Genomic DNA, 25,366 nt, shown 5'->3' on the forward strand with positions numbered 1-25,366 from the left:
TTTGGAGCCTACTCATGACAGCCAATGCCCAGTCCAAGCTCAACGCCCGGTACGGCGCCCCTGACATTCCGCCGGTAACGCAATGGAATGAGGTCATTGAGCAACTGCTGGATCACCGGAGCGTCCGGGCATTCACTGATCAACCTCTGCCCGAAGGCACGATCGAGACACTGGTCGCAGCCGCCCAGTCCGCATCGACATCTTCCAATCTCCAGGTCTGGAGTGTCGTCGCCGTTCAAGATGTCGATCGTAAGAAGCGACTGTCAGACCTGGCCGGCAATCAGGCCTATATCCATCAAGCCCCACTGTTCCTAGTATGGCTTGCAGACCTGTCTCGGGTCTCGCGCATCGCGGAGCAGGCAGGGGTAGAGCTGGAGGCGCTGCCGTACCTGGAAAGCTTGCTGCTCGGCACGATCGACGCAGCTTTGGCAGCTCAGAACGCTGTGGTTGCTCTGGAGTCGTTGGGGCTTGGCAGCGTATACATCGGCGGCATCCGTAATGACATCGAAGGTGTCGCCAAAGAGTTGGGGCTGCCGCCACAGGTCTATCCCGTCTTCGGCCTGTGCGTCGGCTATCCATCACCTGACCGTCCTGCAAAGGTAAAGCCGCGGCTGCCGCAGCAAGCCGTACTGCATCATGAAACCTATACGATCGCCGGCGAGGAGGGCGTCCTCTCGGAATACGATGCGCGCCTGGGTGCGTTCTATCAGCGTGAAGGCATGAAGGCCTCGGGCTGGTCGGAGCAAGTGGTCAGCAGACTGCGGAATGTTTCGAGTCTGCATGGGCGTGAGGAGCTTCTGGGTGAGCTGGCGCGGATGGGCTTTGGGCTGCGGTAAAGCTCATCGTAGGCTTGCTGAACCCTTCAGCTGGTGTGCCGCTCGCTAGGTTTTCTGGTGTGGCCGCGAGCGGCTCAAGACGGTTCTTCATCGTATGGGCGCCGGTCTCAGGTTTTGAGGTCGTCCGGGTAGTCTTCAACTGGTAAATGGCCAACCGGGCCGTCAGGCTTATGCTGCGATTCCTCAAAGTGCATTGCCAGGCACAGATAGATCAGCGCAGCCCTGGACAGCTTCAGCATCAACAGGCTCTTCGCGGCGAGGTCATCCCTGTCGAGCACAAATGCCAAGTGATCAGTCCAGAGTTCTGAGGACTCGCCAATCCAATGGCAAGAATCCACGATTTTGGCGTACTTGTGCTCAAGGTGGTTTCTCAATTCATCAAGCGCCTGAGCATCAGGTCGAGCTACATCCTTCAGCTCCTTGGAGTAGATGTCTTGGGATACCCAATAGAGCGCGCGAAGCGGAAGATTCCGGGTGAACATGAATTCATCACGCACAACCCGCGGCTGGAGTAGACGACCATTTTTGTCCGATTTGAACCATACAGTCCGAAAGCCTACCGCCTTTTCGGGTATGCCCAGCTTCCAATAGGCATTGATAAAGTAGGCAACCTTATCCAGCAACGAATAGGCGCTGCGATAGGCAGTCTTGATCTGCTCCAGACCCATGCCATAGAGCGCGTAGTCGCAATTGAAGGCAAGTGCCATGCCCCTGTCTGCTACATGACCGGGTTTGGCGTGTTCTCCTAGGTAAAGACAATGACGGGCGAACCCGTACTCCTGCTTCAGCTGGTTGTAAAAGCCTAGGTACGTGATTCCAGCGTCGGCGTCATGATCGGGTAACCTCAGTACGTCTTGAGCGGCGGCGGGAAACGCTCCCAGGTCGTTCATGGGATTGAGGAATAACTCTTCCTCAAGGCACCATCGCCGGTAAAGCCGCTCCTCCTTCGAGGAACCGAGGCTGTGCTCTAACAGCTCTGCATCATCATCGTCGTCGACGGATTCGGCTAGCCTGGCGTGATGCCATTTGAAAAACTCTATCGCTTCAGGATAGGTAGCGCCATCACGGCCCACTCCACCCGCGATGGCTAACCCCAGATTGCGCCGTGCATGCACAAGGAGCCAATACGTATGACCAGGGTCGTATAGCGCCTTGCCATATTGAGCCAAGCCAAGGCCAAGGTTGCCCAGGGCCATACCCAGGATCGGATTATCCTCCAAGGCCTTGCGCCATTCCCCAAGCGCCTCGATCCATCGTCCACACACCTTGAGCGCATTGCCTAAGTTGCAGTGGATTCTGGAGCGAAGGATTGGTGACAGCTCTTTAAAACCTGTGTGCTGTATAGATGCGCGCAAGAAATAAAGCTGTTTGAGCAGAGCAGGGTGGTCAAGGGTATCGTCCTCCCATGACTGCACCTCCAGCTTCCTCAGCGCGGCCCATGCATTGGAACATGAGTAGAAAACGAGGCATCCGTTCTCCGGCTCGATGCGCGAAGCCACTAATTCCACTAGCTCCGTCGCACGCCGCAAGATACCTTCATCGGCGCCGTCATCTGCAGCATCGATCAATGAGTCATAGAAGCGTAGAAGACGAGGAGAGTCGCCTGGGTTGCGAAGCTGTTCATTCAATGCCTTCAGAAGGTGAGAGCGGTCGTCTGCATGGGGTTCATAACCCTGCTCAGCAAAACGACGGGCGAAATCGTCCATGGGTAATCACCGCGATGAGAAGCTGACTATCTTAGCTGCCTTGAAAACATTCAGCGCCTACAACCGCGTAGTCAAAAGGTTGCCATGTCAGCATTAATTGGATGGCTCATGCACGAGCATCGCTCGTCGAGCAGGACGACCCGCAACATTGATCCTGAGGCGCTCACTGCTTCCACAGTTACCAGCCCCGTTGAGCACCGATCGGCGGGCTAAGATCATTCAACGTGTGAAAAATTAAGAGGCGCAACTATGGCAGTAGTGTTCTTTCTACCCTGGGTGGCTGCTGCCGAAGAGCTGCGAATCGCAGATATGCGCCTGATCCCGTACGAAAGGGGCCGTTTGCCTGGTGAGGTCTTGGGCATCCCGCAAATAGCTTTCGACGGTGTCCTTGGCAATTACGGCGACCGGGGATTCGGATCTCACCCCTCTCAACCGATACATCAGGCGGCACTCATCATCTGGGATGATGACACACCTGGACTGGAGGTTTCAGACTCTCAGATCCAACAGCGATTGCTAGAGAGCTCCTACCTCGCATTCTCTGCCATGGCAGCCCGCTCGCTATGTTCAATGTTCGGGTACTACAACGCCGACACTCTCCAAGTCGTGGCGCAGCGGTTCGATGTCGCCTCACCGGGTCATTCCTGTATGACCACGCGCCGGCGTGACGGTGGAACACAAAACATGTTGGCGGGGAGTGGGGGGCTCAAGTTCATTCGGCCTTACCACGTCGACAATCGCACGCAGATCTCGCTCGACACGCCACTGCTCGAAGCATTACTCAAGCTACCTAATGGGGAGCTTAAGGAACGCATCGACGAGGCGGTGGTTTCCTTCCTCAGAGCAAACACCGATGCCACATCCATGGATGAGCGATCTGAGCTGATCCTGATGAGGATTGCCATAGACACGTTACTCAACGTCCCACATGACAAAGCCGCCTTCCGCAGGGCTATTAACGAACACTTCGATGAGCTACCGAACCCGCCCATTTGGCATAAAGGGAGCCTAGACGAATCGCGGTGGCGCGAGCACTGGGACAAACACGTCAATCGCCCAGTCGACGCTTGGGTTCACGATTTCTGTGCCGCTCGTAACGCCGCAGCTCATGGCCCCGCAAATGGTGAAAAAGGGAGTATCTGGCCCCGCCATAATCACCTCATTTTTTCCGCCTGGTTGCTGCCCCTAATCGTCAAGAAGCTGCTCGCTCAAGCGGGGATTTATAAACTCAGCGCCGAGAACAAGGTCGCCCGGGCGGGATTTGAGGTTTTTCTGGCCCACGACCTGCTGGCTGTCACCGAGGAGGAGGGTACAAACGTTTGGTGGCAAATAGCGGAGTCTGAGCTTTTTCAGCCTCTGCTTGCTGAGCAATTGCAGCAGGCGCTGAGTGAGACGTCTGGAGAGTGAGCGAGCCTTATGGCTCTAGGCCCTAAGCTCTCGCAGTGGTCGTGTGTGGCTAGCCGCTGAGCATCGGGTACACTATTCGGAATGTGCGTCCGCATCCCAGCACGCTCAAATTTCCAAAGGAGTAGGAGATGGGCATTTTCAGCTGGCTGTTCAACAGGCCCAAGGCCGTCAAATCCAATACCGCAGCAAAGCACCAGCCCGCTCAGGCTCAATCCCAGGTCGCTCAGCCAGATCTCCAAGCTATCCCTCAGATCCAACGTGACAAGCATTTCCTCAGAGTCGATTCGCTCAGTTTCTCAGGCGTCTATCAACTGTCTAAGTCCAAGAAGTGGGCGATCGCCTGGAGAGACTCCGATCCGTCAGCGGGTCGGGGAGGTCACAGAGAATCCGGTTTAGGGGCCTACGTGCTTGCAGATGCGAGCAGCGGTACCGTTGCCTGTCATGGGAGTATGCCTAGGCCAAACAATGGCCACGTGTGTGACACCGGCGTGTTTTGCCTGGAAGATTGGCATTTTGGTAGCACCCTGTCTGGGACGTTCAGCGTTTTCGATCCCAGCGGTTCTGTGATCTTAGCTAAAGAGCTGACGGCAAATATTTTCACCAGTGGTATTTCCAGGCACGGGAAATACGCATTCTGCGCAACCGCCAACAGCCCAACCGATCATGGCAACAAGGTGTTCCTGTTTGACCTGGTCAATCGGGTCGAAATGTACAGCGTCACTCCGAAGGCCGGATGGCCTGATAGCTATGAAGTGGACGAGAGTACAGGAGAACTCATGGTGTTGTTCAAGGACATGGGGAGCTTCCGGTACAACGTTCACGGCCAATTCATCGATGCTGATCAGCTCGGCGATGCCAACCTCAATTCCTCCCGTTACGACCGCATCATCCTCGCCGCAGAAAAGATTTTAGGGGAGGGCGACCTGACAGACGAGCGCACGCTGGAAGTCCTGACCGCTGTACGCCGTGCCCGTACACTCGGCGCAGATGAAAACCCTGCCTGGAGGCCCACAGCGCTCAAAGTCCAGGGGCTTGCGCACGAGCAGCTAGGCCAGTACCCCGAAGCAGTCCAAGTCTATGAGGAGTCGCTGGCTTTGAATCCAAAAATTGGCGTTAAGCGCAGGCTGGCATCGGTGACCAAGCGGATCAAGGCTGAGTAGCTGGAGTGAGCCAACTCCTGTAAACCACGGTTTTTAGTTAATCCAAAATATAACCGGCCAGATCAATCCGACTCCATCCCGGAATTTGAGATGGTAAGGCTTGGTCTCTTCTGGGAGAGGTCACTCCTGCTGTCGCTACCATCATCATTCACGAGTCAAATAAGGTTAGAGAGCGTTGAGCATTTCCTACACCAACCCTTCAGATGAAACTAAAGCTAAAGAGTCCGCAGTCCGTGCCTTATTCGGTGTGAGCCTAGTGATCTGCGTTATGTTTGCCATCGCAATCGCATGTAATAACGGTACTGATCCAGAACCCGACAAATTCGCCATTTATATGTGCGGCGTCGTGCTGGGCTCGATTTATGTGTTTTTGGGCTTGGTTGAAGTAACCCTAATGAATCGCCTCATCAATCTGAAGTCTAGTTTGTTGTTATGGGCTTTCTTTGTTGCATGCCTAGGTTACGTCGCCAGGGCAAAGGCATCAGTGGATATCAACACTATATTCCACATGGAAGCCAGTGCTTTTCCGATGACCTTGATGGCGAGCACTCTGTTGCACATGATCAATTTCCTGTTTTTATTTTTCGTCGCCTCAGGCATAGCGTGCTTCGTCTTGGCAGCCCTTTCGGTGATGCAAGGACACCATCATGGTAAAGAGTTCATGCTTATATTCTGCCAAGTTGTAACAGGGCTCACATTTATAATCATAACCCTATTTTCGCATTTCAGGATTGACAAAGATATTCAGAGGCTTCAAATGATCTACAGGATCGCTCAGTCTGTAGATTTCAATGCGCACTCTCCTTGCGCGAATATCGATAGCTCCACAACAACCATGGTATTTCTGGACGCCGATAAACGCTTGGCTCTTGTTGCTCCAACCCTAGATGAGTTTGCAGGGTTCGAGTGGAGAAAAGTGTCTTATCTGCGCTCGGTGGCTATCCCAGAAGGCTTCAAGACCGTTACGTGTGAATATTCGGCCTTAAGCGAAAACCCGACATCAGTTTGGGTTGAATGAATGGCATCAGTCGAGTACTTTTTTTGACTTAAGCCTAGCCGGTCACTGCATCCACGTCCGGCCAAGCCCTAGAGCTTCAGCTCGCTGCAAGCCGGCGGGGGTTAGCCTATTTCATCAGGAGCTCTTGTTGTACCCCTATCAAGGAAAGATTGGAGTAGGGCGCATCTGCCTGGCAGACAACGTTGACCTTCCTTGTAGACCACTGAGCAAAGCACCTGCCTTGCCCAATCCATAGTTCTCCAGCCTGGTTTCAAAAGCAGGCAAAAAAATTGAGCCTCCATCAAAGAATCAACCCCAGGCGGCGCTGCAAGAAGCGCAGAACCTTGGCCGTGCTCATTGTTTTTTTCAATTTATGATTCGACCGTAAAATATTAGCGCTATCACACCATTCAGGCCCTTAGAGATACAACCGCTCAATAGGAATTAAGTACACTTAGTCGACTAATTCTTGTGATGCTTGCCGACTGCTCAGTAATGCATTGATTCCGCAAGAGGATTTAGGGCAATCTATTAAGTGTACTTAGTATACCATTGAGGCAATTAACAATATATTGTCTAAGCCTTAGCCTTGAAAAGTTCCATGCTGCGTTTTTAATTGAGATCACTACCCACTGACGAACGATGAAGAACCACCTTGACAAGCTTAGCCGACGTCCTACTCTCAATCCCACGACGCCAATGAGCAGGTTTGCTACATGGCTTCAATAAAGCGGGGAGAAGATCAGATGAAAAATGACCCCAGAGTTGTGCAGGTGGACTACACGGTCATAGATTGTCTGTTCGCCGACGAAGCCCCCTCTGCAGTAGAGCAGAAATACAAACTGGTTACTTATCAAGACTCCAAAGCTGGCGTCCTCCTTAATTATAACCTGGAGCCTATTAGTCCAGACGACCTGAGCGAAACGGATGATGAAGGGCAGCTGCCCAAATAGCTGCTCAAGTATCCCGTTACTCACCATATGACCTTATCTAACCCTGGAGAGCCGTTCCCGGTTGAAACATCAATCTGGAACGGCTTTGGCTGGATGAAAATCGGCGACCAGTGAGATCTACGACCAGGGCACCGAGGGCAGATCATGCACCACGCCCTTCAGTTTGCTGCCCATCCGAACCAAGTGCAGGTACCTCACTTCCGGTCTTTACCTCGGTGGCAGTCAACATGGACGGAGCTACTTCTGACCAGAATGGGACTACGAAGGCGTAGGTGATCTCCGCATTCAGCTTCACCAGCTTGCATGGACGCTCCGCTCGCTGTTCAGCCGCTTGCAGGCTTTGCTCAATAGCTCGACGAGCCGCGGGACTGATTCTGTAGCTGCGGAATTTGAAGAAGACCTGCTCACTGTCCAGCTGGCGGAAGCCTTCTGGACAGTGAGGGTGTCTGAACAACGGCTCGAAGCAGAACTCAATATCCAGATCATGAGGGAAAAACTTGAGGTGGAGCGCAAACTGCCGCAAATCTTCGTCCGCGACAGGCGCTTCGTTGTAGTGCTCAGCAGCAGCTCTAATAGCCGCGTACGCAGCCCTGTTCCGTTCATTGCTCCCTTCAGCATGAACGCGGGCGTACCAGGTGTCGTGCGACAGTGAGCCGAGCGCAAGTCTCACAACCTCGACAGCGCTTTCCATGTGCGACGAGCTTGCTACGTGATAAACGATCAGGTTGTCGTCGACTCCTCGCTGGAATGGCGGCGCAATGAAGTCGAGCCATGCAAGACCCACGGACTCTTTGAAAGCTTCGTTACTTCGATCGCCCGAGGCGACCGCTTCATCTGCATTCTGATGGTAGCTTTCTGGCCGGAGCTAGGAGATACAGAGCGGCTCGGATGCTTACCCCATGGAGCTATTTTCGTGCAGGGAAGAACGAAGAGGAGGGCGGATGTAACGATCATGCACTCGATTTTTCGTTGGCCGGGGCGTCCAGGTTTAGGGGGGGGGGGCGTCCAGAAGTGGCGAAACGCTGACACCGGCTCTTGGGCACTCAAGGATCATGAAATCAGATGGACTGAGGAGGGCGGTCTTGCTTCGCTGCTTGAGTAGACTTGCGTAGTTTTAAACATCTAACTCCCTAGTCCAGCAAATTAGAGAAAATGTTTATCTTGATTGATTCGATCTTGAGTAATGAATCACAAACGTTATCGCACCAGTCTATGATTCGAGCTGCTCGCACAACCATGTCGTGATCGCCACCGGAGATGCGGACAAATGGAGCCCACTTAGGATTTGGTATCACGCTCTTAATTTCCACATGCAGCCTTGCCTGGGCATACCTAGTCGTCCAGCTAGCAGGCGGCGAAAGACAAAACTCGTAAAACTCCCGACCATCAAGCGGTCTCAAAGAATGAAGGCATTTTTGTTTAACGTAGATTGACCACAAAAGCAGTTTTTCAAGCGCCACTAGCTTTAGCCGATCCGCACTGCACGATCGATACGCTCGAATTACCTCAAACGAGTCCATCGCGACGGTGAAGCATTTTTTAGGAAAGCAGCTTTCGACATAGGCTTGGGCCTGTGGCTTCGTAAAAACTAGTACGTCTCTCTGGTGCATGCCAAATAATGGAGGCGGGCGATTCTGTTTGTGGTAATGCGTGTCCAGATCCGCAGTATCTTGATGATGAATGACTCCGCGTGCTTTCGATAGCTGCTTACGCGTCCATCCCAACCGGTACTGGCGCGACGTTTCGCTGGGTGACGGGCGAATCGGTGCTGGCTGATCGAGCAGAGTGACGCGAAAACCCACGGCTCGATCAAGCAACTCACTCGGAGAACACTCCAAGCCAGGCATTTTGGGGAGTCTCCACATTAACTTATTGAGCAACGCCTCCGTGAGTATTGGATCGACTTCGTCCACTGATGGAATGGCGCTCATACCCAGACCGTGCCTGTATCTGGCTATCGTGTCTATAAGGGTTTGAGGAACGGGGATACTGTAGTCCCGAAGATGACCTCGCATAGTGAAGCGCGGATCGTCCGAGCCTATTGATGAGAAGCACGACATCGAAAAGTGAAGTCGCGCTGAGCGCCACTCCTTGAAGCTGAGGCACAGGTGATAGCAGACCGAGCATACGAACAAACTACGCTCAGAAACCTTGGTGGACGGCGTCAGGTTGGCTAGGTATTGAAGGTACGCCTGGGCTTGGGAGTCGTCTTGCTCACTGAAGGGAATTCGGGGAGCTCTATACAAATCGCAGCTCGCCAGCTTGGGCTGTACACCCAAGTCCATGCTCAAAAACTTAAAAAATCGGTTTAGCACGTACCCAGATTCAGGGTCTGTTATTGGTTGGACGAATGGCTTCCAGTCTTCGCTAAGGCGCTCTGTGCCTTCATTAATGTCGAATCTCGCATCCCGAACGCCAATCCAAGTTTCTGGAGGCCGCGCGGAGAACGCGCTGAAGACCCTGAGATCTGCTGCCGTGAATTCAGCCAGTGGCTTCCTTGCAATGCAAATTGCCCAGAGGACGAATTTTTCTAGGAAGGTCACGATGCGAGGCTTGCTTCGCATGTAGGGAGGAAGGCTTTCGACGTACCGGCAAAAATAATCGTAGGTTTCGATTGCGTGTGTCTTTGCCGGGAATGAGGCTAGGTAGCCGAAGATCAGAGACGACTGGGTTACAAAACGCCCATCGGCTTCGATGACGTTAACGTCGGCTTCAGTACGGCGTGCGGTTTCACCGTGGTCGGTGAGGATTGATCTCGGGAACACCATGACGTCCTTGATGAGACCGATTGGAGCATGTACCAGCCCAATGTAGCTGAGTATCTAGGCTTGGCAAACCTTGAAGACAAACGCCTTGCGCAGCGTATCTTTAATCCGATTTGGCTCTGACAGCGATTAGTTGGAGTGAACAATGCGCTTTAAAGAAAGGCATATATTTCAAAAGGTTAGGTGCGGAGCAGACAGAGGTCTTAACATTTTTCCGTTTTGGTTCCGACAGGCTTGGACACAATAAAAATGACCCCAAACCCCTTACCATTCCGTTCTGGATTCGACAGTGGTCGGCCGTAACTCAGGTTGCGCATGAACTGTCGAGGGCAAGGCATTGGGAAAGGGCTGTTTCCGGTGACGCGACAGAATTCCGTTTTTGTTTCAACGCTCACAGGAGCGATGGTCAGAGTGGACGGTTGAGATTTGAGATGGAGGAAAGTTCCGCTCAGACACATTATTTAACATAATATACATTATGCGTAGCTTCGTATCCTTACGTGGGAGGCAGTGGCGGTCAGATTGAGCGCAGTGTTTCTCAAAAACCAGCCCTGTTTTCAGTTGCATTGCTCACGGCTGATCGCATCTAATCCGTCTCCGGCATTCGCTGGGTACTCAGTCGGATGGCGTTCGTATTAAGCAATCAAGGACGTAACGTGATGGACAGGAAGATTGTATCTCTGACAATTCTGCTCGCAGCGCTGGCCGGCTGCTCCGATCCCAAGAAAGCCAACGAAGAAAACTTCGAAAAAGCTGCTCAGACTTATTTGGACACTCAGTACCCTCAGTGCTTCGTGGTCACTGAGTTCCCGACTGAAACCAAGGACTTTGACATTACCGGCAACAACAAGGCCCTGCATGCTCTGGCCCAGGTCGGCATCATCAAAGAAGTCGAATTGTCTCGGAAAGAGATTCCCAAGAGCCTCTGGCAAGAACAACGAACCGACATTCGTTACTCGTTCGATCTAACTGATGAAGGTCGCAAATTCTACAAGAACAACGCGCAAAAACTCATGAACGGAACCACCGCAGGCGGCCTCTGTGTGGGTAAGGCTCAGATTGTCAGTGTTGATCAATTTAGCGAGCCTGGCGATATGATGGGTCAGAAGATCTCTCGGGTGACTTACTCCTATAAGGTCCATGATCTACCGGATTGGGCTCATAACGAGGCGGTCGTAGCTACCATTCGTGGCCTGGCGCCAGTGGTTGCCAGCGAGAAGACTCCCATCAAGGAAACGCGAGCCATGATTCTGACCAACAACGGTTGGGTTCATGAGCGTCTTTTCGGTAAATGATTGAGTTGGAGGGAACCTATTAGCTGTTCCCTGCTCTCTTTTTATGTCTCGAAAATTATAACTAAACCAAATGGCTATTTGGTTTAGTTATATGTAATGAGAAGTCCTCAAGGCCGTTGATAACGCCTGCAGTAACGAACGCTGAAAAAATACCGACGCTGGCCACGTGTGCCAGCCGCCCGCTGCGCTTGCGTCCGTCGCTCTTTAGGGGAGTAATCCAAGCAGCCGACGGCGATTTTCGCGTACGCGAAAACAATGGTTTTCACAGTGAAAACCATCAGCAGGCTCAGGTGGAAAGTTTCCGATTCGGAAACTCGTGCGAAGGCTTAGCCGGAATCCTTCCCTGATTGACGACACAAAGACCAATTATGGGCGTCAGGCGTCTTTAAATCCCGGCAATCCAGATGGAAGCTGTCAATTTAGGGGCTGATGAAGGCCCGCTTTCGCGGGCATTGGAAGAGGCATTGGCCTGAGCCCAGCAACTCAAGTTTGGCGGTACGGCGCAGATCGTCATCACCTGGCTGATCGGCACCACCGGTGACCCGATGTCACCGGTCTGGTACCTGCTGATCGCTAACCTTGTGTGCCTGACCGCCGCCTGGTTCGCCAAGGAAACGCGTCCGTCGCTGCCCGAACGCCCCGCCCGCGAAACCCGGCTTATTGCCTTCATCGACGCTCCTGGCACGCACTTACGAAAGAGTTCGCCTTTGGAGTTCTTCAGGGTTCACGCACCTTGAAGTCATACCCGAGAAAGGTGAAGCTCGTCGCAACATTGTGCCGCTCGAATGTGTCGATGTAGACAATCTTCGACTTTTCTTCGTTGAGGGTCAGACCCACTTCACTCATCCGTCGCGTCCGATTTCGTTAGACCACGACACAAGAGCCCATAAGCCTCCAGAATAATGAACAGCCCCCATGAATCTCACCGGGATGGCGGTGCCGAATCAGTAACCTGTTCGCGTATCGACGCTTGCTGGGATTAAACCGCTGCTGCGAAATGCCTGAATGTTGGATGCGACGATGGCTGATGCGGTTTGATGATGGGTCGGCGCAGAACAATGCGGCAGCACCGTCACCTTTGGATGTGCCCACTGCCATTGGTCTTCGGGTAAGGGTTCAACGGCAAAGACGTCCAGCACCGCATGGCTAATATGGCCGCTGTCCAGTGCACTCAACAGCGCGGCGTCATCGATGATCGGCCCTCTGGCAAAGTTGATCAGGCTGGCGCCCGCCGGTAGCCAGCTGAGGATTTGGGCGTTGAGCAACCCGGTGGTGTGCTCGGTCAATGGCAGCAGACAAATCAGGATGTCAGTCGCGGCGAGCATCGATTGCAATTCTGCAGCGCCGGCGAAGCACTCTACATTCACCAGAGCCTTGCGCTCACGACTCCAGCCTCTGACCTTGAAGTTTGCCGCATGCAAACGCTGTGCAGCCGCTTCGCCCAGCACGCCCAAGCCAAGCAAGCCGACCGTCCGCTCTTGAGCGCGCACGACAGGCAGTGGCTGCCAACGTTTCTGCCGTTGCTGACGGGTATAGCTGGGCATGTCGCGATGCAGATACAGCGTCCAGGCCAGTACGGCTTCGGCCATGGTTTCGGCAAGTTGCGGGTCGATCAGGCGGACGATCTTCAGTTCAGCCTGAGTCTGCTTGAACTCGGCGACAAGGCGTTCGACGCCCGCCCAGACGCTATGCACCCAGCGCAACTCAGGCAACTGCTTCAAGTCCGCGGGGCTGGGATTGGCCACGATGGCCAGAGTGCACGCGGCTTTATCAGCATCATTGAGTTGGCTGAACGTGACAATACGTTCGCCAGGCATCGCCTGTTGCAGGGCTATGATCCATTGTTGCGTCGCCGCATAGCCAGGCGCGGCGAGAAACGGAATCGGCGGATTCATACGGCATACACCTGCTGCAGATCCGCAAAGCCTTTCACTTCAATCGGGTTTCCCGCCGGGTCGAGGAAGAACATCGTCGCCTGCTCGCCCGGCTGGCCGACAAAACGAATGCTCGGTGCCATGACAAATGCAAGCCCCTCCTCTACCAGTCGATCAGCCAGCGCCTGCCAGTCAGGCATTGCGAGAATCACCCCCAGGTGTGGCATCGGTACCCAATGTTCGCCGACGCGTCCGGTATTGGTCACGGCGAAAGGCTCGCCAAGGTGCAATGAGAGCTGGTGACCGAAAAAGTCGATATCGACCCAGGTCTCGGTACTCCGCCCTTCCTTGCATCCCAACAACGTGCAGTAGAAATGACGCGATTCATCGAGGTCCCGAACGTGATAAGCCAGATGAAAAATAGACTGCATGATGTTCTCCAGATAACAACTGAACGTTAGGTCATACGCGGTTTTTGGCACTTCGTAAAAGTCGCTGCACGGACTGAGCCACACTCAGCAATGGCTCATCGCGGCCATGCCGATCAATCAGCATCAACCCCACAGGGGCTGTGCCGGATTCATGGCAAGGGATGGAAACAGAGCAGCCATCAAGAAAGTTGGCGAGCATGGGATTGCGCAGCAACAGCAGATTGAAGTGTTGGAAATCCCTGCTGTCTGCCACTTGGGAAAAGGTCGGTGCTATGATCGGGACCGTGGGGCATATCAACAGATCCACGTCCTGCATGCGCCGTTGCACACGCGTGATCCAGTCCCGGCGAGCGTTACAGGCATCCTCATAATCAGCCTTGCTGTACAACATACCGTTCTCGATACGCGCCCGTACATTGGGGTCGTACTGATCCGCACAGGTGCGCAATATCTCCTGATGCAAGGCATAAGCTTCAACCGCCACAATCGCTCCCCGGCGATTGATCGTGGCCACTTCGGCCAACTCATCAAGCGCCATCTCCCGCAGCTCGGCGCCGGCATCGCGCAAGCGCTTCAAGACTGCCGAATACGTCTGCGCCACGTGCTGATCAAGGCCATCTAGCACCAGGGTCCGGGGCACGCCGAACTTCACTCCACGCAGATTGATTTCGGCAGGCAGGCGGATATCTTTTCCGGCAACGATGCTGTCGATAATCGCACAACAGCTTGCCTCGGGCGCCAGCACACCGACTGAATCGAGGCTCTTGGATAACCCAAACACCCCCCTGCCATTGACCCTCGATGCGCTGGGTTTGAAGCCGCTGATGCCGGTCAAGGCCGCAGGAATCCGGCACGAGCCACCGGTATCGGTACCGAGCCCAGCCGCCGCCATCCCGTCGGTGACAGATATTGCAGCCCCCGAGGACGAGCCCCCGGGGATGCGTTTGAGTGCACGCTCGAAGGGGTTGGCCGGCGTCCCGTAATGGGGGTTGAGACCAATGCCGGTATAGGCAAACTCGCTCATATTGGTTCGGCCGATGATGATCAAACCCGCAGCCTTCAGTCGCGCGACGGCGCAGGCGTCCTCGTGGGCCGGCGGTGCGCTGGATAGAACCTGGGACCCGGCTGCCGTCACCTGCCCCGCTACATCGAACAGATCCTTGACCGACACCGTGAGCCCTGCATAAGGCGACATCTGTTGGCCCTTCTGGCGCCAGGCATCAATCGCATCGGCCCGCAGCCGGGCGCCTCGCACATCAATATGCAAAAAGGTCTGCGCACCTTCACCCTCTGGATCAAGTGCACGTTCCAGGCAGGTTTCGAGCAGCGCGCGGCTGGTGGTTCGACCACACGCCAACTCAATACGCAGCGACTCCAGCGACATCAAGTTCATAACAGAAAATCCTCCATGATCAATCAAGCGATTAGCCTGGGCCGATAGTCCGGTGTCAGCACAGGTTGCAGGCAGCCCGCTCGCAGGCGCGATACGAGTGAGGTTTACGTCCCGATGCGCAGCGGCGCGTTCATCTTGCGCAGCAAGGCCACGACACTCTGTGCGGTAATACGACCGGTCTTGGGGTTGTCCGAGGGGATGTTCTCGATGGTCATGGTCAGGCGCGCCGAATCGGCATCGACCTCGATCAAATGGGTATTGCGGGTCACTGTCGGGTCCGCCCAGATTTCCAGGGTCGTGCGGTCAGGGCCGATCCCTGCCAGCGATAAGGCGACCACCACATTGAGGTTGGCCGGAAACCCGCGAGCAGCCTCGCGTGCACTGCCGCTGAACACGCGCTTGGGCTTGTCGAGCCCTTCGATGCTGATGCAGTTCTCCAGCAGATATGGCGCACCCGCCAGGCCATGAGGTGGCTTGCGCGTGATCATTCGTACAGAGTGAATCACGCCCTCCGCCGCTGCGGTCACTGCATCCAGCCCAAGCAAGGCACCGCTAGGCACAAGAATCTGGCCACCATGCAGACGCGCGAGGTCGATCAGGTGCGGGTTGTCCAACAAGGCGCTGGAACTGAGCACCACCAGCTTTTTACCGGCGCTCAGAACGGGCAGCGCAATCTTCGGCAACAGCGCCGCGGGTGCGCATTCGATGACCACATCGCAGGCCAGCGCCAATTCATCCAGGTCCAGCAGCGCCGGAGGATTCTTCAGGTAGGCCAACACCCCTGCTGCGCGCTCGGGATTGCGTACGGTGACACCCACCAGACGGATGCCGGGGATGCCTGCATCAAAGGCTCGCGCCAACGACACACCGACAGCGCCCAGACCGACGATGCCGATGCGCAAATCGGAAGAATATGGGCTAGTGGTCATGCTTGGGCTCCCTGAGGGCTATCGTTGAAATCCGGCATAATCTGCTGCGCGTAATGCTTGGCAATTTCCCCGGCGGTGGTGAACCAAACGGCATCGTCCCGGCGTTTGATGTGTTCGAGCAGTTTGCGCAAGGCTCGTAGTCGAAACGGCTGACCCATGATGAAGGTGTGCAAGGTCATACCGTAGACGAGGGACTGCTCGGTGGACTGGACCAGCATTTCATCGAAATTGGCGATCGCCATTTCCGCGAAGGCCGGTGCAGTTCCGTGATGCAGAACGACCATAGGTACATCGTTGACTTCATGCGGATACGGCAGGCTCAGCAGCTTGCCTTCACGGGTTTTCATCCATACCGGCTGGTCATCCATCGGCCAGTCCAGAGTGTATAAATAGCCGGCTTCTTGAAGCAGGTCTTCGGTAACAGCGCTGGGGTTGGCACCGGGGCTCATCCAGCCGGCGGGCTGTACGCCGCTGTGTTGCTTGATCGATTCGGTCGCCGAATGGATCAACTGCCATTCCTGTTCCTCTGACAAACCGTTCTGTATTTCGGAGTTGCTGCGCCCATGGGCAACGATTTCCGCTCCGGCGTCTACCAATGCCTGTACCAGCTCAGGGCAGTGCTCATAGCATTCAGTGTTGAGCAACACCGTAAGCGGAATGCCCAACTCCTTGCACAGTGCCAGAATGCGCCAGCCGCCGACGCGATTGCCGTACTCGCGCCAGGCCCAGTTGTAGGTATTGGGTTGAGGAATACCGGGCGAGTAAGACAGCCCGAGCCCGCCGCTGCCGTAGGAAAAATGCTCGACGCAGAGCGCGACATAAAACGCCAGTCGCTTGCCCTCCGGCCATTGGAAATCTGCGCGTGACTCTATGCCTGAATAAGCAAAGCGATTAGGTCCAGGTAGCATGAACAAGTCTCTTTTGATGATGGTTCTTGAAGGCGTGGGAGAAACCGTTAGCCGAGGGTCACGGGGTGTAACTGGCAGGCGCCATGACCTGGTCCAGGTTGATTGTTGCCACGTTCTGGGGCGAGATTTTCAGGGCGGGCAGCGACACGACTTTTTCGACGCTTTGCTTGTGCGCTGCAGCAACGGCCAGGCGCAAGGCGGAACGCCCCTGCTCTACCACCTGTTGCACAGAACTGCACACCACCTCGTTGTTGGCCAACAACTCCCGGGTGGTCGGGCTGAAGTTAGAGGTGGAAACCTTGACTTGCTCCAGACGGCCGGAGGCACGTAGCGCGGCCACGGCACCTGCGGCCATGTCTTCGGTGGCCGAGTAGATACCTTTGAGGTTGGCGAATCGCTGCAACCAGTCTTCGGTGGTGTTGAGCGAGGCGTTGCGGTTGTCTGCCAAGCGCGATTGCGCTACCACGTTGATCCCGGGGAATTTGTCTTTGAGGGTCTCGCGAAAGCCTTGGGCGCGCAGGTCGGACCACGCTTGCCCGGAGGGACCTGCGAGCATTGCCACATCACCCTGTCCTTGCAGCGCCTCACCGAGGCATTCGGCCTGCATGCGGCCCATGTCGTAATGATCGGCGGTGACGATGGAAGTCAGGTGCTGACTGTTGGGCGGCGACGAAATACCAATCACCGCAATCCCCTGGCGCACCGCCTGATCGACCACCGCGCGCACCGCGTCACCGTTGGTTGCTCCGACGACGATGGCCCCGACACGTCGCTGGATCAACGACTGCAACTGGGAGATCTGCTGGGCAACATTGCCATCCCCACCAGCGCTGAGCTTGATCAGTTTGACGCCCTCCTTGCTCGCCTCGTCCTGCGCGCCATAGGCGTTGGATATCCAGAAAGACTGCGACAGGCTTGGTACGGCATAGCCGATCGTCAACTCTTCGGCGCCCGCTCCGGCGACGCACGATAGGGTTACGGCAAGCATTGCAAGTGGCGCACGCCAAGGCTGTATGAACGTTTTCATCATGATTCACCGTATGCGGTAGAGGAGGAAAAAAGCCGCAGGATCAAACGATCCAGGCCGCCAGCAACGAGAATGATCAGGCCCATCACGATCTCCGCGATGAACGGTGACACCCCTTCGATATTCAATGCGGTCTCCAGCGCCTGGATCAGCAGCACGCCGAAAAACACCGGCCAGACGCTTGCCGTCCCGCCCTGCAACGCGGTGCCGCCAATCACGGCCGCGGCCACCGACTGCAGTGCCCAACTGACGCCCTCGGTGGGCAAGCCGGTGCCGGTCTTGCAAAACAGCACGGCGCCAGCCAGGCCCGCCAATGCGCCACAGGCCAGATAGGCGAGGCACGTCACCCGGCGACTGTCGACGCCCACCAGTGACGCGGCCTGCGGGTCGCAGCCGACCATGAACAGGTGCCGCCCGAGGGTGAACTTCTTCAGGATCAGCCCGACCAGCAGCATGCAGATCAAGGCCGGGGCCAGCAGCAGTGGGATCCCTGCGATGTTTTGAAAGGCCAGGTCGGTCAGTGTGCTGGCGTCGGCGGGCACCACCGGTTGACCGTCATCGGAAATCAGCCGCGCCAGGCCTTGAGCCGCGATCATGCTGCACAGTGTCGCGACAATCGGCTGCACCCGAAGGTAGGCAATCAGCAGCCCATTGAGGCCACCGAACAGCAAACCGGCCATCACCGCGAGGGCGATCGAGGGCGTGCCCAGCCAATCCATGGTCAATGCCGCGACGGTGCTGGAACAGGCGGCGACCGCCCCCACCGAAATATCAAATCCGCGCACCAGCATCACCAGCATCTGCCCTAACGCCAACAGCGCGAGGATGGCGGCTTGCGAGCCGATGTTTTGCAGGTTGCCCGGGCTTGCGTAATCGGCAACCAGGACCCCTGCCACCAGCAGGATAAGAAGCAAGGCACCGGGAGCCACCAGAAAACGAGCCTGGCGGTTGATCGTTGATGTCTTCATTGAGTGTTGCCCGTGAGCAGGTGGATGCAGCGTCGACGAACGTTGGGCAATTGCGGCAGCACCACCGCGACAGCGATAACCAGCGCCATCAGCAACTGCTGCCAGGCGGAGGTCAGGTTGAGCAGCACCACCGCGTTATTGAGCATGGCGATGATCAGCGCCCCGCACACCACCTGCACCGCAGAGCCGCGCCCGCCATTCAACGGAATCCCGCCAATGGCACAGACCGCGATGGTGGCGAACGCCAGGTCGGGGTAAAGATTGGGCTGACCGGAGCCGACGCGGCTGGTCAGAATCGCCCCGGCCAGTGCGCAAAACAGCCCGGCGACGACATAGGCCAGCAACACCATGCGCCGTGCCGGCAGACCGGCATTCAGTGCGGCGTTGAAGTTGGTCCCGACCAGATACCAGCTGCGCCCGACCAGCGTGTACCGCAACAGGCCATGCAGGCTCAGTACCGCAAGCAGTGCGAGGATGATCGGCACCGGGATGCCGGCGACATACCCGCTGCCCAGCCACAGGAAGCCCGACGAAAGTGCAGCATCCAGCGGCATTCCGCCGGACAACAGCGAGGCCAGGCCATGCAGGACCATCAACATGCCCAGGGTCACCAGGAAGGCCGGAAGTTTCAGGTACGCGATCAGTAAACCATTGCATAAGCCGACCAGCACCACGACACAGATGCCGCCGGCAAATGCCAGCGCGACACCCTGCTCGGGTGCCAGTATCACGGTGACGACGCTGAGCAACGCGACCGCCGAGCCCATTGAGAAATCAATTCCGCCGACGATCAGGATCCCGGTCTGCCCGCACGCCGCAATCAGCAGAATCGAGCCGACACGCAATACGTTCTGCAGGTTGTCCACGGACAGGAATCTCGGCACGAACAGTACACACAAGGCAAACACCATTAACGGCACGGCAATCACACCGATCCGTGAGCCCAGCGCAATCGCCGGACGCGGTTTGATCAAGATCGTCATCAGCTCGCTCCCGCCATCATTGAAAGGACTGCATCGGTTTGTGCATCGGCCATCATTCGGCCCGCGACCTGATGGGAGGCGACCACCAGCAACTGATGACACAACGTGTTCACCTCCAGCAGATCGGACGACACCACGATGATCGCAATGCCGCGACAGGCCAGTGCGCGAAGCGCTTGATGAATGCTTTCGCGGGCCCCCACATCAACCCCACGGGTCGGCTCCAGCACCACCAGGACCCGCAGGTTCGGCAGCACCAGATTGCGCAGAAACAGCAGTTTTTGTTGATTGCCACCGCTGTAATACGCCGCATCCAGATCCAGCCGTGGCGGGTTGAGATTAAATTGTGCGATCAAGGCGTCAAACGGAGTTGCCTCCTCGCGCAAGCGCAGCACTCCCCAGCTCGAAAAACCACGCAAGACCGATGCCGAGGCGTTTTTCAGCGCGGACAAGCCGAGGAACAAACCATCGGCATGCCGATCCGAGGGCACGTAGCCGATACCGGCGCGCATTGCTGACTGGCGATCACTGACAACCTCCGCCGTTGCATTGAGCGAGACCGACCCGCCGTGGCTGCTGGCCGCACCCGCCAGCACCTCACCCAGACGCAGGGCGCCGGAACCGGCGACACCGACGATGCCGAGCACTTCACCCCGGTGCACGCAAAGCGATAACGGCTGCGCCGTGGGTGTCAGCCGTATGTCCTTGGCCTCAAGCACCACCTCGCCCCGGGAACTCACGCACAGTGCCTGCGGCTCAAAGGTTTGCCCGAGCATGTGCTGGACGATCTGCGCCGCTGAAATATCGTCACGGGCAGCGGCATTTACCACTGTCAGGCCATCGCGCAGAATGGTCACGGCGTCTGCCATGCGCTTGATGTCATCGATCTTGTGCGAGATGTAGAGAATCGCTGTGCCTTTGGCGCACAGCACCTGCAACGCCTGGTGCAGGCGATCGGCTTCCCTGGCACCCAAAGCAGCGGTCGGCTCATCGAGAATCAGCACCGAACAGCGCCGGCCCACGCCACGGGCGATTTCCAGCAACTGCCGTTCGCCCAGAGACAGCTCATCGACCAAGCTGTCCAGCGATACATCCAGGCCCACCATGTTCAGCACTTCAGACGCTTGCTGGCGATCCAGACAGTTGTTCCGCGCCCACGAATGTTGCGCAGTACCCAGGCCAAAGGCACTCAGGTTTTCAAGCACGGTCAATGGGGTGAACAAGGTGGAGTGCTGATAAACCGGAACCACGCCCTGGTTCAACGCATCGCGCACCGAACCGAAGACCACCGGCTGCCCGTCCAGCACGAGTGCGCCGTCGTCCGGACGAATGGCGCCGACCAGGATTTTGACGAATGTCGATTTTCCTGCGCCGTTCTCCCCCATCAATGCGTGAATCTGCCCCGCTTTCAACACCAGGTTCGCATCACGCAGAGCGCAGGTAGTGCCGTAGTGCTTGGAAATTCCTGACGCCTGAAAAATGGTTTTCATTGTACTTAGGCTCTTCCAACTCTGGGTTTACACGCCCCCGCCGGCACTAGTCGCCGGCTGATGGGTGATATTAGGGGCGACCTGCGAGGCCTGACAAACAACTTGTTGCACCCCCATGCATGAGCCAGAATCATGCATGGACCTTTCCCAGGTGGTACCCATATGTCGTCTCAGTTACCTCCGCTCGCTGCCCTCAGGGTGTTCGAAGTCGCCGCCCGTCATCTGTCTTTCACCGATGCGGGCAAGGAGCTGTTCATTACCCAAAGCGCCGTCAGTCGCCAGATCCGCACCCTGGAATCCTTCCTGGGCTGCAAGCTGTTCGTGCGCATGACCCGGCGCATCGAACTGACCGACGCCGGCAAGCAATACCTGCAGAGCATTCAGGCCGCGTTCCAAGCCATTGCCAAGGCCACCACCAAAGTCAGGAACTACAAAGACCCGCAGAGAGTGACGGTCAACGTGCTGCCGACGCTCGCCACACTCTGGCTGATGCCACGCTTGGGCAATTTCACCCAGGCTTATCCGGACATCGAGCTACGCCTGATCACCTCGATCCATCCGGTGGATTTTCATTCAGGCACCGTCGACGTCGCACTACGGGTCGGGCGGCTGCCGGGCAAGGTCTATCAGAAGAACCAGCCGCACATAGAATTGGAAATGGTCGAAAGTTGGGCCGGCGTCAGGGCTGAGCCGTTGTTTGCCGACGTGCTGGTGCCGGTCATTGCCCGCCGCCTACTGTCCCAGGGCGCACCGCTGGAGACGCCCAAGGATCTGTTGCATTACCGGCTGATCAATACCTCAAGCCGCAAGCATGCCTGGCCTGACTGGCTTGGCCTGCACAAGCTCAATTACGAAAAATTCAAGGAGACGGTGGATTTCGGGCACTTTTTTATTGCGTTGCAGGCAGCACGGGATTGCAAGGGCGTGGCAATCGTGCCGTTGGTGCTGCTCCAGCAATGCGATTTTCGCCATGAACTGCAGTGCCCTTTCGAGCCTGGGCTTGAGAGTGCCGGGGAGTATTACCTGCTGACCGGCAAAGACGCGGCGGAGGACCGCTCCCTGAGATTGTTCTGCAAATGGGTGCAGAGTGAGGCGGCGCAGATTCGTGAACTGGCGAGCAAGATCATTCATGAAGCCAAGTGAATTCCACCGCGCATGCCCTCAGCTCATGCCTGCGTGCAATCAAATCGTTTGTCAGTGCATGAGCACCTGCCAATGATCGATGGTCACCGCACTGGCAGACGAAGAGATCCAGTGCAATCAGTTCGGCAGGGTCAAGGTGAAGTTCCATTGGGACCACGAAGGCAAATTAGACGACAAGAGTAGTTGCTGGCTGGGAGTATCCCCCAGTAGAAGCTGTGACATTGCGATCCCTCGAATGGGAATGGAAGTGATAGTTGCATTTCTTGAAATGCGACCCTGACCAACCGCTGATCAGCGGCTGCCTGTCGTCGTGATAGTACTCAAGGGCACATCGCCCTTGAGATGATTCTTTCCCTACTCTCTCCACGCGCGAGGTCCTGCTACTGTCAGGCATCTATGGACCTGTTCAGCGGGTTTTGGGCGACGCCTTGACTGAACGGCGTGAGCTCTTCTCGCCGAGAGAGCTGTGGCACGCCGCCAGCTGTTCGCTCAGAACCTCCGCACGCGCTAGTGCCGCAGCAGCTTGCTCGCGGGTGCTGGTCAGCTCAGTCTCAACCCGCTGCAGGGTATGCTTGAGGTCGTCACGTTGTTCGCTTGCCGCCACGCACGCCTGGCGGGCCTGCTCCAACTGCTCACGCCAGGCCTGACCCTGCGCCTCGGCGGTGTCCTACCTGTTTCTTGATTCGGAAACCGGATCTGGCCCGAATATCTATGCGTGCATTGGCGAGAAAGCCATGGTGAGCGAGGTTATTTCCTACAGCATCTAATCATCACTGCCCCCATGGGAGTAGATGATCATCCGCCAGTCATTGCTTGCCAAGGCAATGACATTACGCAAGACGGGATTACCGGGCGCGTACAGTGGAATTGATCAGTTGCTGCCGCATAAGTGTGACTGTCCGGCGAAGTCGCCTTTTCTAAGCCACCAGTGCGGATGAGCAACTGTTCGCACGGGGTCTTTGTGCAGTTCTTACATCATGCGCGACAGCGGCGGCGAGTCGATAGCAGTTTCTCCGCTGCGCAGCCGAAGTGAAGTTCTCCAGCCACGAACAGAAGGAAACATAGGTATGGAAGTTCCATACCGATGACTCATTTCCTTTCAAAAGCGTCAATCCCTGTTAGTTGAGCGGATAGTGCCCAAAGGCGTTCGGCTTGATCAGGGTCGGCTGCATAAGGCCGAACGCCGACAAAGGATGGTGGTTCGCTTGCATCCAGCGAAGCGATCTCACAGTCCTCACAATATAAGCCTCCCATGCCATTCAACTGTGGAGCTGTTGCGGCCCAAACTTGGGTTGCCGCACCTTGCTGCGTCGTCTTGAAAGTCGGATCGGCAAGGTGGCCGTTGACGTCTAGCCAGCCGGCGGCAATCATTTCATCCTGCGCCAGATGACGCTGGAGCGGAGTGAGAATCTTGCCGGGGTGAAGGGAGAAAGCCCGGACACCCTCGTGTTGACCAAGCCGATCAAGGTGGACAGCAAACAATGCATTGGCCGTCTTCGACTGCCCATATGCCAACCACTTGTCGTAGCCCTGCGTAAATTGCACATCGTTCCAGCGGATACCCGATTGGTGATGCCCCGCCGATGACACTACTACCACTCTTGCTCGACCCTTTAGCGCAGGCCATAGCAAATTCACGAGGGCGTAGTGCCCCAGATGATTGGTGGCGAACTGTGCCTCCCAACCCGCCCCTACGCGGGTTTCCGGGCAAGCCATGATTCCCGCGCTGCCGATCAGGATGTCGACGTGTCGGTCGCTTGCCAAGAAACGCTGAGCGAAGTCGCGTACGCTGGTCAGATCAGAAAGATCCAGTCGCTCGATTTCTACATTGGAGATTCCGCTAGTCTTTGCGCGAGCAGCTTCTACATCACGCGCTGCAACAACGACACTCGCGCCTGCCTTCGTCAGTACTCTTGTCGTCTCCAGACCCAGGCCGGAGTGCCCCCCGGTGACGATGGCGGTGGTGTTGGACAGATCGCACCCTTCAAGTAGCTCTGATGCGGTGGTTACCGCTCCGAAACCGGAGCGGATGGGAGACTGTTTGCTGGTCATGGTGGTTCCTTGGGCATCTGACATGGAGTCGGGGCAAAACCCACGTCCACTATTGTCTAGGCTAGACTTAGGACTGTGAATGCAGCAAAGTCCCATTATCTATCGAGATCGTCCTAAACACCTTATGGATCCCCTGTCCGAAGCCCTCTCCATCCTAAGTACTCATAGCTCCTTTTTTGCAGGTCTGAAGGCTGGTGGAGACTGGGCCATCGACTTTCCACCACCCGACGGCATCAAGTTCAATGCAATCCTTGAAGGTACTTGTTGGCTGGTAGTGGAAGGCGTGGAGCAACCCATCCGATTGACGGCCGGAGATTGCTTTCTTTTGCCGCGCAAGCGGGCGTTTTCACTCCGCAGCGACTTGGCATTTCCGGCCATCCACTCGGATGCGATTTATCGCCATGCCGTCGATGGCATCGCCAGTTGTGGGACGGCCGATGCGTTTTTCCTGATCGGGGGACGTTTTGACTTCGGTGAAGAAGCGCGCATTCTATTTGACGGACTGCCTCCCGTGGCAGTCATCAAAAGTGGTTCGGATCAAGCATCTGTGCTGAATTGGGCCTTGCAGCGTATTGCTCATGAACTCACCAATCCGTCTCTTGGTAACTCGATTGTGGTTCAGCATCTCGGCCACATCATGCTGGTGCAGGTTCTACGAATTTATTTGATCCAAGAAGGAAATAGCGCGCCGAGCTGGTTGCTTGCTATATCTGATCCACGTATCGGGGCGACCATTCAAGCCATTCATGCCGATCCGGCGCGTTCTTGGACGGTCGAGAACCTTGCCAAAATCGCGGGTGTTTCTCGCTCGACCTTCGCTTTGCGATTCAAGCAAAAATCTGGTGTCGCCCCTTTAGAGTACGTCTTGCGCTGGCGCATGCAATTAGCTACGAGATTGTTGAAAACAAACCACACCACCATTTCGTCCATAGCACAAAAGCTGGGCTATGACTCCGACAGTGCATTTAGCCACGCTTTCAAGCGCATTATGACGTGTTCGCCTCGTGAATACAGAGAGAGAGTGGCCCCCATATCCCAGCAATAGGGCT

22 protein-coding genes and 2 pseudogenes are annotated in these 25,366 nt (G+C 56.1%); 10 read left to right on the top strand and 14 right to left on the bottom strand.

Going from position 1 to position 25,366, the window contains the following annotated elements; genetic code table 11:
* Nucleotides 1-14 precede the first annotated feature (14 nt).
* Nucleotides 15-836 carry an NADPH-dependent oxidoreductase gene (locus FPT12_RS09225; protein WP_038450130.1) on the top strand — a complete coding sequence of 274 codons (822 nt, stop codon included), beginning with the start codon at nucleotides 15-17 and terminating at the stop codon, nucleotides 834-836.
* Between the two features lie 107 nt (nucleotides 837-943).
* Here FPT12_RS09225 and FPT12_RS09230 read toward each other — a convergent pair whose 3' ends face one another.
* Nucleotides 944-2,542 (bottom strand): LA2681 family HEPN domain-containing protein, encoded by a 1,599-nt coding sequence (locus tag FPT12_RS09230; protein WP_145015892.1) that lies wholly within the window; start codon nucleotides 2,540-2,542, stop codon nucleotides 944-946.
* Nucleotides 2,543-2,791: 249 nt separating this feature from the next.
* Here FPT12_RS09230 and FPT12_RS09235 point away from each other — a divergent pair, with 249 nt between their 5' ends.
* From FPT12_RS09235 to FPT12_RS09250, 4 genes are all read left to right on the top strand, one after another.
* Nucleotides 2,792-3,949, top strand: coding sequence for a hypothetical protein (locus FPT12_RS09235; protein ID WP_145015894.1), 1,158 nt, complete (start codon nucleotides 2,792-2,794; stop codon nucleotides 3,947-3,949).
* Between the two features lie 128 nt (nucleotides 3,950-4,077).
* A complete protein-coding gene (locus tag FPT12_RS09240) occupies nucleotides 4,078-5,109 on the top strand; it encodes a M48 family metallopeptidase (RefSeq protein WP_256200701.1) in 1,032 nt (343 codons plus the stop codon).
* Between the two features lie 175 nt (nucleotides 5,110-5,284).
* A complete protein-coding gene (locus tag FPT12_RS09245) occupies nucleotides 5,285-6,127 on the top strand; it encodes a hypothetical protein (protein ID WP_145015896.1) in 843 nt (280 codons plus the stop codon).
* A gap of 695 nt (nucleotides 6,128-6,822) precedes the next feature.
* Nucleotides 6,823-7,059, top strand: a complete 237-nt coding sequence (locus FPT12_RS09250) for a hypothetical protein (RefSeq protein WP_145015898.1) — start codon at nucleotides 6,823-6,825, stop codon at nucleotides 7,057-7,059.
* 142 nt (nucleotides 7,060-7,201) lie between these two features.
* On the opposite strand, the gene FPT12_RS27920 is transcribed toward FPT12_RS09250, so the two are convergent.
* Complete coding sequence (locus FPT12_RS27920; protein WP_256676681.1) at nucleotides 7,202-7,843, bottom strand: hypothetical protein; 642 nt, start codon at nucleotides 7,841-7,843, stop codon at nucleotides 7,202-7,204.
* A 346-nt stretch (nucleotides 7,844-8,189) separates the two neighbouring features.
* Nucleotides 8,190-9,824 carry a hypothetical protein gene (locus FPT12_RS09260; protein ID WP_145015901.1) on the bottom strand — a complete coding sequence of 545 codons (1,635 nt, stop codon included), beginning with the start codon at nucleotides 9,822-9,824 and terminating at the stop codon, nucleotides 8,190-8,192.
* Between the two features lie 659 nt (nucleotides 9,825-10,483).
* Between FPT12_RS09260 and FPT12_RS09265 the strand changes: the two genes are divergently transcribed.
* The gene (locus tag FPT12_RS09265; RefSeq protein WP_145015903.1) at nucleotides 10,484-11,119 is read left to right on the top strand and encodes a hypothetical protein; all 636 of its coding nucleotides are present in this window, start codon (nucleotides 10,484-10,486) and stop codon (nucleotides 11,117-11,119) included.
* A gap of 488 nt (nucleotides 11,120-11,607) precedes the next feature.
* Nucleotides 11,608-11,742: pseudogene (locus FPT12_RS27925) on the top strand (MFS transporter); the annotation flags it as partial.
* Between the two features lie 94 nt (nucleotides 11,743-11,836).
* On the opposite strand, the gene FPT12_RS27930 reads toward FPT12_RS27925, so the two are convergent.
* The 10 genes from FPT12_RS27930 to FPT12_RS09325 all read right to left on the bottom strand — a co-directional run bounded on the left by FPT12_RS27930 (nucleotide 11,837) and on the right by FPT12_RS09325 (nucleotide 21,122).
* A complete protein-coding gene (locus tag FPT12_RS27930; RefSeq protein WP_256676682.1) occupies nucleotides 11,837-11,965 on the bottom strand; it encodes a hypothetical protein in 129 nt (42 codons plus the stop codon).
* 98 nt (nucleotides 11,966-12,063) lie between these two features.
* Nucleotides 12,064-13,014: a glyoxylate/hydroxypyruvate reductase A gene (locus tag FPT12_RS09285; RefSeq protein WP_145015904.1), complete on the bottom strand. Its 951-nt coding sequence runs from the start codon at nucleotides 13,012-13,014 to the stop codon at nucleotides 12,064-12,066.
* The gene (locus tag FPT12_RS09290) at nucleotides 13,011-13,424 is read right to left on the bottom strand and encodes a VOC family protein (protein WP_145015906.1); all 414 of its coding nucleotides are present in this window, start codon (nucleotides 13,422-13,424) and stop codon (nucleotides 13,011-13,013) included. The genes FPT12_RS09285 and FPT12_RS09290 overlap by 4 nt, the downstream gene beginning before the upstream one ends.
* A gap of 31 nt (nucleotides 13,425-13,455) precedes the next feature.
* Nucleotides 13,456-14,844 carry an amidase gene (locus FPT12_RS09295; protein ID WP_218570715.1) on the bottom strand — a complete coding sequence of 463 codons (1,389 nt, stop codon included), beginning with the start codon at nucleotides 14,842-14,844 and terminating at the stop codon, nucleotides 13,456-13,458.
* 77 nt (nucleotides 14,845-14,921) lie between these two features.
* Nucleotides 14,922-15,746 (bottom strand): aspartate dehydrogenase, encoded by an 825-nt coding sequence (locus FPT12_RS09300; protein ID WP_145015908.1) that lies wholly within the window; start codon nucleotides 15,744-15,746, stop codon nucleotides 14,922-14,924.
* Entirely contained in the window at nucleotides 15,743-16,654 is a 912-nt protein-coding gene (locus FPT12_RS09305; protein WP_145015910.1) for a polysaccharide deacetylase family protein, read from the bottom strand. The genes FPT12_RS09300 and FPT12_RS09305 overlap by 4 nt, the downstream gene beginning before the upstream one ends.
* 58 nt (nucleotides 16,655-16,712) lie before the next feature.
* The gene (locus FPT12_RS09310) at nucleotides 16,713-17,681 is read right to left on the bottom strand and encodes a substrate-binding domain-containing protein (protein ID WP_145015912.1); all 969 of its coding nucleotides are present in this window, start codon (nucleotides 17,679-17,681) and stop codon (nucleotides 16,713-16,715) included.
* Nucleotides 17,681-18,649 (bottom strand): ABC transporter permease, encoded by a 969-nt coding sequence (locus FPT12_RS09315; protein ID WP_145015914.1) that lies wholly within the window; start codon nucleotides 18,647-18,649, stop codon nucleotides 17,681-17,683. The genes FPT12_RS09310 and FPT12_RS09315 overlap by 1 nt, the downstream gene beginning before the upstream one ends.
* Nucleotides 18,646-19,632, bottom strand: coding sequence for an ABC transporter permease (locus FPT12_RS09320; protein ID WP_145015916.1), 987 nt, complete (start codon nucleotides 19,630-19,632; stop codon nucleotides 18,646-18,648). Before FPT12_RS09320 ends, FPT12_RS09315 begins: the two co-directional genes overlap by 4 nt.
* Nucleotides 19,632-21,122, bottom strand: a complete 1,491-nt coding sequence (locus FPT12_RS09325; RefSeq protein WP_145015918.1) for a sugar ABC transporter ATP-binding protein — start codon at nucleotides 21,120-21,122, stop codon at nucleotides 19,632-19,634. The genes FPT12_RS09320 and FPT12_RS09325 overlap by 1 nt, the downstream gene beginning before the upstream one ends.
* Before the next feature lie 162 nt (nucleotides 21,123-21,284).
* Here FPT12_RS09325 and gcvA point away from each other — a divergent pair, with 162 nt between their 5' ends.
* Together gcvA and FPT12_RS28310 are read left to right on the top strand one after the other, a co-directional pair.
* Nucleotides 21,285-22,265 (top strand): transcriptional regulator GcvA, encoded by a 981-nt coding sequence (gene gcvA, locus FPT12_RS09330; protein WP_178098669.1) that lies wholly within the window; start codon nucleotides 21,285-21,287, stop codon nucleotides 22,263-22,265.
* A gap of 76 nt (nucleotides 22,266-22,341) precedes the next feature.
* Nucleotides 22,342-22,570, top strand: a pseudogene (locus FPT12_RS28310) (phage baseplate assembly protein V); the annotation flags it as partial.
* 784 nt (nucleotides 22,571-23,354) lie between these two features.
* Here FPT12_RS28310 and FPT12_RS09335 read toward each other — a convergent pair.
* Entirely contained in the window at nucleotides 23,355-24,317 is a 963-nt protein-coding gene (locus FPT12_RS09335; RefSeq protein WP_145015921.1) for an SDR family NAD(P)-dependent oxidoreductase, read from the bottom strand.
* 79 nt (nucleotides 24,318-24,396) lie between these two features.
* On the opposite strand from FPT12_RS09335, the gene FPT12_RS09340 reads away from it, so the two are divergent.
* Complete coding sequence (locus FPT12_RS09340; RefSeq protein WP_306108834.1) at nucleotides 24,397-25,362, top strand: AraC family transcriptional regulator; 966 nt, start codon at nucleotides 24,397-24,399, stop codon at nucleotides 25,360-25,362.
* Nucleotides 25,363-25,366 lie beyond the last annotated feature (4 nt).

The sequence above is a fragment of the Pseudomonas sp. H3(2019) genome, assembly GCF_007713465.1.
Taxonomy (GTDB): Bacteria; Pseudomonadota; Gammaproteobacteria; order Pseudomonadales; family Pseudomonadaceae; genus Aquipseudomonas.

What these genes read in the sequence shown, in the direction of transcription:
- FPT12_RS09300 (WP_145015908.1), bottom strand. Translation starts at nt 15,746, where the DNA reads ATGACCACTAGCCCATATTCTTCCGATTTGCGCATCGGCATCGTCGGT.
- FPT12_RS09320 (WP_145015916.1), bottom strand. Translation starts at nt 19,632, where the DNA reads ATGACGATCTTGATCAAACCGCGTCCGGCGATTGCGCTGGGCTCACGG.
- FPT12_RS09340 (WP_306108834.1), top strand. Translation starts at nt 24,397, where the DNA reads ATGCAGCAAAGTCCCATTATCTATCGAGATCGTCCTAAACACCTTATG.
- FPT12_RS09250 (WP_145015898.1), top strand. Translation starts at nt 6,823, where the DNA reads ATGGCTTCAATAAAGCGGGGAGAAGATCAGATGAAAAATGACCCCAGA.
- FPT12_RS09225 (WP_038450130.1), top strand. Translation starts at nt 15, where the DNA reads ATGACAGCCAATGCCCAGTCCAAGCTCAACGCCCGGTACGGCGCCCCT.
- gcvA (WP_178098669.1), top strand. Translation starts at nt 21,285, where the DNA reads ATGTCGTCTCAGTTACCTCCGCTCGCTGCCCTCAGGGTGTTCGAAGTC.
- FPT12_RS09315 (WP_145015914.1), bottom strand. Translation starts at nt 18,649, where the DNA reads ATGAAGACATCAACGATCAACCGCCAGGCTCGTTTTCTGGTGGCTCCC.
- FPT12_RS09235 (WP_145015894.1), top strand. Translation starts at nt 2,792, where the DNA reads ATGGCAGTAGTGTTCTTTCTACCCTGGGTGGCTGCTGCCGAAGAGCTG.
- FPT12_RS09285 (WP_145015904.1), bottom strand. Translation starts at nt 13,014, where the DNA reads ATGAATCCGCCGATTCCGTTTCTCGCCGCGCCTGGCTATGCGGCGACG.
- FPT12_RS09290 (WP_145015906.1), bottom strand. Translation starts at nt 13,424, where the DNA reads ATGCAGTCTATTTTTCATCTGGCTTATCACGTTCGGGACCTCGATGAA.
- FPT12_RS27930 (WP_256676682.1), bottom strand. Translation starts at nt 11,965, where the DNA reads ATGAGTGAAGTGGGTCTGACCCTCAACGAAGAAAAGTCGAAGATTGTC.
- FPT12_RS09265 (WP_145015903.1), top strand. Translation starts at nt 10,484, where the DNA reads ATGGACAGGAAGATTGTATCTCTGACAATTCTGCTCGCAGCGCTGGCC.
- FPT12_RS09230 (WP_145015892.1), bottom strand. Translation starts at nt 2,542, where the DNA reads ATGGACGATTTCGCCCGTCGTTTTGCTGAGCAGGGTTATGAACCCCAT.
- FPT12_RS09325 (WP_145015918.1), bottom strand. Translation starts at nt 21,122, where the DNA reads ATGAAAACCATTTTTCAGGCGTCAGGAATTTCCAAGCACTACGGCACT.
- FPT12_RS09305 (WP_145015910.1), bottom strand. Translation starts at nt 16,654, where the DNA reads ATGCTACCTGGACCTAATCGCTTTGCTTATTCAGGCATAGAGTCACGC.
- FPT12_RS09240 (WP_256200701.1), top strand. Translation starts at nt 4,078, where the DNA reads ATGGGCATTTTCAGCTGGCTGTTCAACAGGCCCAAGGCCGTCAAATCC.
- FPT12_RS09335 (WP_145015921.1), bottom strand. Translation starts at nt 24,317, where the DNA reads ATGACCAGCAAACAGTCTCCCATCCGCTCCGGTTTCGGAGCGGTAACC.
- FPT12_RS09310 (WP_145015912.1), bottom strand. Translation starts at nt 17,681, where the DNA reads ATGAAAACGTTCATACAGCCTTGGCGTGCGCCACTTGCAATGCTTGCC.